The organism is Thauera sp. (assembly GCF_035444905.1).
Lineage (GTDB): Bacteria > Pseudomonadota > Gammaproteobacteria > Burkholderiales > Rhodocyclaceae > Thauera.
The window spans coordinates 1-9,793 of the sequence record NZ_DAOMPS010000086.1 but is presented as its reverse complement, the minus strand read 5'-3'; the positions used below and the strand labels follow the sequence as shown (position 1 = coordinate 9,793).

The following is a 9,793-nucleotide window of genomic DNA, read 5'->3' as shown; positions in this document are numbered from 1 at the left end:
AGCAAAAAGCCGCGCCACCGGGGGCGAATCGTGAGGGTGTGAGAAATGCGGGCTACCTCCCTGGCAAGGGCCGGCTGCAGGGCAAGGTCGGCGCGTTGCTGGTGGAGGCGGACGACGGCCGCCGCTTTCGCATCGGCAGCGGCCTCACCGATGCCGCCCGCGCCAAGCCTCCCGCGCTCGGAGCACTGGTCACCTACCGCTACCGCGAACTCACCCCCGCCGGTCAGCCCCGCTTTCCGCGCTTCGTGCGCGAACGCACGCTGCCCTGAGGGGGCACGTGCCAGAAGCCAACGCGTGCTGCCCGGAGCGGCTTCGGTTGCCACACGCGCAAGCGCTCAAAGACGATGCCGACCTGCGCGGCGATCGCCCACGGTCGGCGCCGCACAGTGTCTCAGGGGACCGCCGACCGCCAGTGCGCCGGCACCGCATCGAGCGGCCGGCCGGCATCGCCCAGGCGGTAGTCGCACACGCCGTCGGGGAAGATCGCGCGCAGGCGATCGGCATGGGCGCGCATGTCCACCGCGCCGTACTCGCCGGCGGCGATGGCGGCATCGACCGACTGCAGCCGGCACTTGAAGAGGTCGCCGGCGAGCGGGCCGCCGGCTGCCGTGCGCGAGGTGCCGAAGACGCGGAAGGCGGCGCTGCAGCGCCCGGCCGGGCGATCGTCGCCGACACCGTCCCAGACTCCGTCGCCGTGGGCGATGAGGCCCCCCGTGGCGTCGAAGCAGCTGTCCGCCGCCGCCGGCGGGCGGTTGCCGGCGACGCCGCGCGCCGGTGCCGCGCGCATCGCCTGCAGCCAGTCGTCGATGACCGCAAGCGCGCGCGGGGTCGGGTCGTAGTCGGGGTGCGCGACCCAGATCGCCTGGCGGCCGTGGTCGCCCAGCGCGGCGACGATGCGCGCGCGGGCGGCGAAGGAGGCGCTGATGTGATGCATGTCGAGTTCGGCCTCGCGGTCGTGGCGCAGGTCGATCACCGGAATGTCGAGGTAGCCGAGGAAGACCTGGCCGCTGCGATAGGCCGCTTCCATGGCCGCGACGTCGCCCGTGCTGCGCGGCGCCGGCCCATCGCCGGCCGCATGCGTCATGTTGTGCGCGCTCCACAGCGACAGCCACAGCGGCTGGCGCAGACCGGGCAGGCGGTACAGGCGCTCGGGCTTCATCTGCGCCGCCGGCTGCCAGCCGCCGATGCGGGCGTTGAGCTCGAGGAAGGCCTCGGGCGCGAGCTCGCCGCGGCGCAGCGCCTGCAAGCCGTACTGCACGCCGACGTTGTCCCAGGTGCGGCGGCCGTGGCCCTCGCCGTCGACGCCGTAGATCGGCGCCAGGTCGTCCCAGTAGGTCCAGTTCACCTGCGCCCGCAGGGCCTCGGCGTAGTGCTCGGCGCGCGGCGTGAACCGCGGGTTGAGCACCAGCGGCGTCAGCCGCCGCCAGCCCTGCACGCATTCGCTCGCGCCCGCCGGCCAGCGCGGCAGGCGCCCCTGCAGCAGCAGGTTGGGCGGATAGAGCACGGCATAGCGGTTATCGACGCCATTGAGTGCATTGAGTCCGCCGACCTGTCGCCGCGCCTCGTGGTCGCGCCAGCGTGCGGTGTCGGCGGCGGCGACGTCGAAGTAGTACTCGAGCAGCTCGCAGTCGAGCGCATGGGTGGTCTGGGTGACCATGTCCGGGTAGGCGTACTGCGGAATCGCGGCGTCGAGCAGGCCGGGCAGGTTCTGCGCGAACAGGTATTGCTGCAGCCCGCCGCCCGAGCCGCCGAGGCCGACGGTGTACAGCGGCGCGCCGTAACGGGCGACGAACTGGCGCTTGACGCGCAGCGCGGTGTGGCCGGCCAGCACCATGTTGTAGTGCACCGAGCTGTGGTTGCCGGTGGAGGTGACGAGGGCATAGCCGCGGGCAAGCGCCTCGGCGTTGCGCTCGAGGATGCGCTCGAGGGCCAGCCTGCCCTGCCGGCGGCCGATGCCGACGCCGCCGCCGAACAGGTAGATGAGGCGCCGGTTCCAGTAGCGACCGTCGGGCGCCTCTGCCGCCTCGGCCGGATCGGCAAGGACGACGATGGCGTAGAGGAAGCGGTTGAGGCTGCCGCGCTCGACGCGCAGCACGAAGGGGATGTCGCGGCCCTCGTGGCGCAGCGTGTCCACATCGGTTGCCGCCGCGCTCCACGGGACGAAGGCCTCGCTGCCGACCGGCTTGTAGTAGTGATCGATGCGGCTGCGGATCAGGCAGTCGCGGCTGTAGCCGAGGATCTCGCCGCTGGGCAGGCCGTCGGCACCGACGCGCCGCACCGGCACGCCGTGGCCGTCGTGGTTGTCGATCTCGGGCTGGCCGAGGCCGGAGCGCGCGGTCTCGCACAGGAAGGGATACTGCAGCGGACCGAGGGCCGGCGCGCCCGCCGGGCCGATTCCGCCGATCGGGATCGGGTAGCGGGTGTCGTCCTCGGCATAGGGAAAGGGATGGGGATAGCGATAGGGCGAGGTGGCAGATTTCGCCGGCCCGCCGGCTGCAGGCCGGTCCGCCTGCGCCGGCATGCCCACCACCTGCGGCTCCACCGCATCGGGCGGGCCGCCGACGACCGCCCACGCCAGTGCCGCCAGCAGCGCGGCAACCGGCAGCGACAGCAGAAGGCGAGACCCGTGTGTTCTCATCGCGGCGCGCGCCGGCACCCAGGGCGTCCGGCAGCAGAAGGCTTGCTCAGTCGGACCGGGGCGCGGCCGCGTCGTTCAAGCGGGCGCCGGACGCCGGCCTGCCAGGCCGGAGCGTTGCCGGGCAGCCCCTCAGGGCGCGAGCTGCAGCGCCGCCAGCCGCGCGTACAGCCCACCCTGGCGGCGCAGGTCGGCCGGGGTGCCGGTCTCGACGATGCGCCCGCCGTCGATCACGACGATCCGATCGACCTGCTGCACGGTGGCCAGGCGGTGGGCGATGATCAGCGTCGTGCGCCCCTGCATCGCCGCCGCCAGGCCCTGCTGCACCAGGATCTCGGATTCGGCGTCGAGCGCGCTGGTGGCCTCGTCGAGCAGCAGCACCTGCGCACCCTTCAGCATCGCGCGGGCGATCGCGATGCGCTGGCGCTGGCCGCCGGACAGCCGCGTGCCGCGCTCGCCGAGGAAGGTGGCGTAGCCCTCGGGCAGGCGGGCGATGAACTCGTCGGCGGCGGCTGCGCGTGCGGCGGCGATCACCTCGTCGTCGCTCGCCGCCGGCCGGCCATAGCGGATGTTCTCCAGCGCGCTGGCGGAAAAGATCACCGGATCCTGCGGCACGATGGCGATGCTGCCGCGCAGCGCGTGCAGCGCCAGCTCGCGGATGTCCTGGCCGTTGAGACGGATGCAGCCCGCGGAGACCTCGTAGTAGCGCAGCAGGACCTGCAGCAGGCTGGTCTTGCCGGCCCCGGAGGGCCCGACCAGGGCCACGCGCTCGCCGGGTTCGATGTGCAGGCAGATGTCGTCGAGCGCCCGAACATGCGGCCGCGCCGGGTAGCAGAACACGACGTGCTCGAAGTCGATCGCCACCTGCGCGGCGCGCTGCGGGGCGCGTGGCGCGACCGCCTCGCGAATCGCGGACTCGGCGTGCAGCAGCTCCATCAGGCGCTCGGTGGCGCCGCTCGCGCGCATCACGTCGCCCCACACCTCGGCCAGCGTGCCGACGCCGCCGGCGACCAGGGCGGCGTAGATCACGAAGGCACCCAGCTCGCCCAGCGACAGGCTGCCCGCCTGCACCTGGCGCGCGCCGATCCACAGCACGAAGATGATGGTGCCCATCACCGCGGCGATGATCAGCGCGGTCAGCAGCGCGCGCACCCGGGTCCGGCGCACCGCGGTGCGAAAGCTGGTCTCGCTGCGCTCGCCAAAGCGCCGCGCCTCGGCCGCCTCCTGGGTGAAGGCCTGCACCGTCGGCATCGCGTTGAGGATCTCGCCGGCGAGCGCCGAGGCATCGGCGATGCGGTCCTGCGATTCGCGCGACAGCCTGCGCACTCGCCGCCCGATGAGGATGATGGGCAGCGCCAGCAGCAGCAGCAGGCCGGCGATGAGGCCGAACAGCTGGACGCTGGTCACCGCCAGCATCACCATGCCGCCGACGAACTGGAACAGGCTGCGCAGGCCCATCGACACCGAGCTGCCGACCACGGTCTGGATCAGCGTGGTGTCCGCGGTCAGGCGCGACAGCACCTCGCCGGTCTGCAGCGTCTCGAAGAACTGCGGCGACTGCCCGAGCACGCGCGCATACACCGCGCTGCGCAGGTCCGCCGTGACCCGCTCGCCGACCCACGACACCATGTAGTAGCGCCCCGCCACCGCCACCGCCCACAGCAGCGCCAGCCCGAACAGGGCGACGAACTGGCTGTCCAGGCTGTCCGTGCCGAGCAGGCCGCCGCCGGCCGCGACCCCCTTGCCGAAGCCCGAATCGATGAGGTCACGAAAGGCCAGCGGCACCACCAGGATGGTCGCCGAACCGAGGCACAGCAGCGCGAAGGCGAGCGCCACGCGGGCGCGGTAGGGGCGCAGGAAGGGCAGCACGCCGCGCAGGGCGGTCACGGCGCGCGCGGCGGACGGGGCGGACGGGGCGGGCGCGGCGGCAGAGGGAGCGGGGCTTGGGCGGCGCATGCGCGATTATGGTCTGCTTCCGGCCGTTGCAGAATGCGCCTACCATGCGCGCTCACGCCGGGCCCGGCCACCGTCCGCGCCGGATGGCCAGCCAGGCTCCCCGCCGCCACGCGACCGCCGACCATGTCCACCCGCCCCTCCAGCGCCCCGCCCTCGCGCCCTGCCTCCCCTGGCCCCGGCTCCCCTCGCCCCGCCTCCGCTCGCTCCTCCCCGTCCGACCGCGCCACGCCGCGCTTCGCGCCGCAGGACTTCGCCCCCACTGCCGAGCAGCGCGAGATCCAGACCAGCAGCGCGCGCCATGTGATCGCCATGGCCAACGCCGGCGCGGCCAAGACCACCACGCTGGCGCTGCGCATCGCCGAATCGATCACGCGCGGCGTGGCGCCGGAGCAGATCCTGGCGCTCAGCTTCTCCGCCGAGGCGGCGCGCGTGCTGCAGGGCCGGCTGCTCGCGATCGGCCTCGACGCCCAGCTCGCCCGCCGCGTGCGCTGCACCACCTTCGACGACTTCGCGCGCGCCACGCTGCGCGACATCGAAGGCGGCGACACGCCCTACCTCGACACCTTCGAGGCGGTCGCGCCCCATGTGCGCGCCGCCGTCGCCGAGCTGCACCGGCTCAACGCGCTGCGCCGCGCGCCGCGCGAGCTGTGGCTACCCGAGCACAACGCGCAGATCGCCGACTTCCTGAAGATCACGCAGCGACTGAAGACGCAGCTCGTGCGACCCGACCTGGACGAGGACGAAACCGTCGCCCTGCGCGCCGACGCGCTCGACATTCCGGAGGCCATCTTCGCCCTCTACCGCCAGCTCGAGAAGGCGCGCGCCGGCGACGGCGAGGCCTGTCTGTGGCGCACCCGCTTCGATCCCACCTACGACCTCGCCTGCCTGCTCACCGCGCCCGACGCCGAGCCGCCTGCGCTGCCGCGCTACCGCGTGCTGATCGTCGACGAACTGCAGGACATGAACCCGGCGAGCTACGCCTGCCTCGAGCAGCTGCTCGCCCAGGGCGGCGCCTTCTTCACCGGCGCCGGCGACTTCGACCAGGTGATCCACGGCTGGGCGGGGGCGGACGTCGGCTTCATCCGCAGCCACTTCGGCGCCGGCTGGCACGGCGTCGCGCGCCTGACGCTGACCACCACCTTCCGCCACGGCCCGGCGATGGCGCTGGCCACCGCGGCGCTGAAGGCCAAGGCGGTGGTGTCCGGCCGCGGCCATGCGGCGCGCCTGCGCATCGAGCGCTATGCCGACACCGCGGACGCCGCGCGCAGGACGCTCGACTGCGTGCGCGACTGGCGCGCGCGCGGCGGGCGGCTGGACGAGTGCGCCATCATCCTGCGCTCGCCCGACCAGTCGATCGCGATCGAGAACGCGCTGCTCGAGGCCGGCATCGGCGTGCGCGTCGAAGGCTTCGACAGCTACCTGCTGCGCCCCGAGATCCTGATGCTGCGCGGCGTGATCGCTTTCGCCCTGGCCGATTACGAATCCATCCCCGGCGCGGCCAAGCGCCTGCAGGTGCTGCAGGCGCTCGAGCTGTGGCAGGAACTGTCGTGGTCGACCAGCCGCATCGAGGACCTCAAGACCGCCGCCGCCCAGCCCGAGCTGTTCGACGCCTTCCTGCACGGGCGGCTGCTGCGGCCGCAGACGCAGGCCGACCAGGCCGCTACCGGGCTGTCCGAGGACGAGGAGACCGCGGCCGCGCAGCGCCTGCTCGCGCTGCTCGGGCGGCTGCGCCGGGAAGGCCGCCACGACGAGGCGAATGCGCTGCTCGCGCGCCAGCAGGCGGCCGCCCAGGCCGTCGCCGATACGCCCGCCCAGCAGCGCGCGCGCCAGCGCCTGCAGCAGGCACTGGCCATCCTGCGCGAGGCCCCCGCCGACGAGCCCGCCGCGCTCGCCCTCGGCCGCGCGGCGCAGGCCCTGGATCTGGAGAAGGTCGCCCAGCGCATCTTCATCGATCCGGCCGACGCCGCCACGGTGGGACGCTCGATCGCCGGCTTCATCGACGCCGCGCGGGCACTGGGCAAGCCCTTGCGCGCCTTCGCCCAGTGGCTGCGCGAGGCCGAGGAGAAGGTCGCCGAGCTGCGCCGGCGCAAGACCGTGCTGCTGTGCACAGTGGAGGCGGCCAAGGGCCAGGAGTTCGCCGCGGTGATCCTGCCCTTCCTGGAGGAAGGCGCCTTCCCGCTCGCCGGCTGCGACCGCAGCGAGGAGCACAACCGCTTCTACGTCGCTGCCACCCGCATGCGCGACGAGCTCAGCCTGCTCGTGCCGGCGGATGCGGCAAGGCAGAGTCCCTTCGTCACCGCGATGAAGATCGACGCGGCGCTCGCACGCGGCCAGCTGCAACTCGATGCGCTATCCGCCGGGGAGGCGCACGACTGAAGGCGGGCGACAGCCGGGCGCGTCGGCCGTCCGCTGCAGCGGCTGCACGGCGCCGAGCCGACGCAGCGGGCGGGCGGGGTAGAATCGGCCCCATTGCCGACCGCTGAGGACAGGACCATGCTGGATTGCCACGCCCCGCTGCAGCATCGATGGCTCGCCCGCAGCCCCCTTGCGCGGCCCCTCCTGCTGCTGGCCCTCCTCATGCTGGCCGTGCTGCTTTCCGGCTGCGCCAGCCTGATGCAGCGCGAGCCGGTGCGCATCAACGTCGTCGGCCTCGAGCCGCTGCCCGGCGCGGGCATGGAGATGCGCTTCGCGGTGAAGCTACGGGTGCAGAACCCCAACGACAGCGCCATCGACTTCGACGGCCTGGCGCTGGAGCTCGACCTCAACGGCCGCCCCTTCGCCACCGGGGTCAGCGACCGCCAGGGCAGCGTGCCGCGCTTTGGCGAGACGCTGGTCGAGATCCCGGTGTCGGTGTCGGCGATCGCCGTGGTGCGCCAGGCGCTGGGCGTCATGGACGGCGACGGCGCGATCAAGGCCGAGGTGCCCTACGCCCTGCGCGGGCGGCTCGCCGGCGGCCTGCTGGGTGGCATGCGCTTCTCCGATTCCGGTACCCTGAAGCTTCCCGAGCCGCTGAAGACCCCGCGCTGAAGCGCATCCCGCCCCCTGCGCGGCGCACGCGCCGCACGCCCAAGGAGACCGCACGATGACCCTGCCCACCGTCAACGACGCCCGCCTGCAACTCGACAACCGCGTCGCCACCCTCACGCTGGCGCGCGACGACGTGCGCAATGCGCTCACCGGCACCGCGCTGATCGACGACATCGTCAATGTCGCCGAATGGGTGAATGCCTGCGACGAGGTCTCGGTGCTCGTCATCACCGGCGAAGGTTCGGCCTTCTCCGCCGGCGGCAACGTCAAGGACATGGCGGCGCGCGGCGGCGACTTCGCCGGCGACGTGGCCGAAGTCGCCTCCCGCTACCGGCGCGGCATCCAGCGCATCCCGCTGGCGCTGCAGGCGGTCGAGGTGCCGATCATCGCCGCGGTCAACGGCCCGGCGATCGGCGCCGGCTTCGATCTGGCCAACATGGCCGACATCCGCATCGCGTCCACCAAGGCGAAGTTCGGCGAGACCTTTCTCAACCTCGGCATCATCCCCGGCGACGGCGGCGCCTGGTTCATGCAGCGCCTGATCGGCTACCAGCAGGCTTTCGAGCTCACGCTGTCGGGCCGCATCGTCGGTGCCGAAGAGGCGAAGACGCTGGGCATCGTGCTCGAGGTGGTCGAGCCCGACCAGCTTCTGGCGCGCGCCCACGACATGGCCGCGCGCTTCGCCGCCCAGCCGCCGAAGGCGCTGCGCCTGACCAAGCGCCTGATGAAGATGGCGCAGCGCATGGAGCTCAAGGACTTCCTCGACCTGTGCGCCGCCTTCCAGGGCATGTGCCACAACGAGCCCGAGCACCTCGAGGCGGTGCACCGCCTGCTCGCGCGCAGCTGAGCGGCGCAGGCAGCCATGAACGGCCACGCCCCCCACTTCGAGCTCGAGGATTTCGCCGATCCGGCTGCCGCGCTCGAACGGGTGCGCGAGATCTACGAGCTGGCGGTCGATCACCTGCGCCGCGGCCTGCAGCACTACGTCGACGGCGCGGACGTCGGCCGCCATGTGCGCGCCTGCTACCCGCTGCTGCGGGTACGCACCGACACCGTGGCGCGCGCCGACTCGCGCCTGTCCTATGGCTTCGTCGCCGGCCCCGGCGTGTTCGAGACCACGCTGACGCGGCCCGACCTGTTCGCCGACTACTACCTCGAACAGTTCCGCCTGCTGATACAGAACCACGGCGTGGCGCTGGCCGTGGGCAGCAGCACGCAACCGATCCCGGTGCATTTTGCCCTGCCCGAGCACGACTACCTGGAAGGCCACCTCGTCCCCGATCGCCGCCGCCTGCTGCGCGACCACTTCGACCTGCCCGATCTCGGCGCGATGGACGACGGCATCGCCAACGGCACCTTCGAGCCTGGCCCCGGCGAGCCGCATCCGCTGTCGCTATTCACCGCGCCGCGGGTCGATTACTCGCTGCACCGGCTGCGCCACTACACCGGCACGCGGCCGGCGCACTTCCAGAACTTCGTGCTGTTCACCAACTACCAGTTCTACATCGACGAGTTCATCCGCCTCGGCCACGAACTGATGGCCGACACCGCCTCCGGCCATGGCTACGAGGCCTTCGTCGAGCCCGGCAACGTCCTCACCCGCCGCGCCGACCTCGCGCCGCAGGACGAGGACGCCGACGGCGCGCCGCCGCCGCGCCTGCCGCAGATGCCGGCCTACCACCTGGTACGCGGCGACCGCGGCGGCATCACGATGGTCAACATCGGCGTCGGCCCGGCCAACGCCAAGACCATCACCGACCACATCGCGGTGCTCCGCCCCCATGCCTGGCTCATGCTCGGCCACTGCGCCGGGCTGCGCAACAGCCAGCAACTGGGCGACTACGTGCTCGCCCACGGCTACGTGCGCGAGGACCATGTGCTCGACGAGGAGCTGCCGCCCTGGGTGCCGATCCCGCCGCTGGCCGAGGTGCAGGTGGCGCTCGAGGCCGCGGTGGCCGAAGTCACGCAGCTCTCCGGCTACGAGCTCAAGCGCCTGATGCGCACCGGCACGGTGGCCAGCACCGACAACCGCAACTGGGAGCTGCTGCCCTCGCACGGCATGTCGACCAGCCCCGAGCGCCGCTTCAGCCAGAGCCGCGCGGTGGCGCTGGACATGGAGTCCGCCACCATCGCCGCCAACGGTTTCCGCTTCCGCGTGCCCTACGGCACCCTGCT

The 9,793-nt window shown here is 72.7% G+C and carries 6 protein-coding genes and 1 pseudogene; 5 read left to right on the top strand and 2 right to left on the bottom strand.

Going from position 1 to position 9,793, the window contains the following annotated elements; all coding sequences use genetic code 11:
• Positions 1–269: pseudogene (locus PLC66_RS21215) on the top strand (hypothetical protein); the annotation flags it as partial.
• Between the two features lie 122 nt (positions 270–391).
• Here the strand turns inward: PLC66_RS21215 and PLC66_RS21210 are convergent.
• Both PLC66_RS21210 and PLC66_RS21205 read right to left on the bottom strand, forming a co-directional pair.
• A complete protein-coding gene (locus PLC66_RS21210) occupies positions 392–2,638 on the bottom strand; it encodes a DUF6351 family protein (RefSeq protein ID WP_324544183.1) in 2,247 nt (748 codons plus the stop codon).
• A gap of 129 nt (positions 2,639–2,767) precedes the next feature.
• Positions 2,768–4,591, bottom strand: a complete 1,824-nt coding sequence (locus PLC66_RS21205) for an ABC transporter transmembrane domain-containing protein (RefSeq protein ID WP_324565336.1) — start codon at positions 4,589–4,591, stop codon at positions 2,768–2,770.
• 123 nt (positions 4,592–4,714) lie between these two features.
• Here PLC66_RS21205 and PLC66_RS21200 point away from each other — a divergent pair, with 123 nt between their 5' ends.
• The 4 genes from PLC66_RS21200 to PLC66_RS21185 form a co-directional block, all read left to right on the top strand.
• Positions 4,715–6,967, top strand: coding sequence for a UvrD-helicase domain-containing protein (locus tag PLC66_RS21200; RefSeq protein ID WP_324544182.1), 2,253 nt, complete (start codon positions 4,715–4,717; stop codon positions 6,965–6,967).
• A 201-nt stretch (positions 6,968–7,168) separates the two neighbouring features.
• On the top strand, positions 7,169–7,618 hold the full coding sequence (locus PLC66_RS21195; RefSeq protein ID WP_324544184.1) for an LEA/WHy family protein: 450 nt from the start codon (positions 7,169–7,171) through the stop codon (positions 7,616–7,618).
• Between the two features lie 55 nt (positions 7,619–7,673).
• A complete protein-coding gene (locus PLC66_RS21190) occupies positions 7,674–8,465 on the top strand; it encodes an enoyl-CoA hydratase-related protein (RefSeq protein ID WP_324544181.1) in 792 nt (263 codons plus the stop codon).
• 15 nt (positions 8,466–8,480) lie between these two features.
• The coding region (locus PLC66_RS21185; RefSeq protein WP_324544180.1) for an AMP nucleosidase at positions 8,481–9,793 on the top strand (1,313 nt) is incomplete at its 3' end.

Bases quoted from the DNA above. Each gene is read 5' to 3' on its own strand.
- PLC66_RS21210 (WP_324544183.1), bottom strand. From the start codon at position 2,638: ATGAGAACACACGGGTCTCGCCTTCTGCTGTCGCTGCCGGTTGCCGCG.
- PLC66_RS21205 (WP_324565336.1), bottom strand. From the start codon at position 4,591: ATGCGCCGCCCAAGCCCCGCTCCCTCTGCCGCCGCGCCCGCCCCGTCC.
- PLC66_RS21200 (WP_324544182.1), top strand. From the start codon at position 4,715: ATGTCCACCCGCCCCTCCAGCGCCCCGCCCTCGCGCCCTGCCTCCCCT.
- PLC66_RS21195 (WP_324544184.1), top strand. From the start codon at position 7,169: ATGCTGGCCGTGCTGCTTTCCGGCTGCGCCAGCCTGATGCAGCGCGAG.
- PLC66_RS21190 (WP_324544181.1), top strand. From the start codon at position 7,674: ATGACCCTGCCCACCGTCAACGACGCCCGCCTGCAACTCGACAACCGC.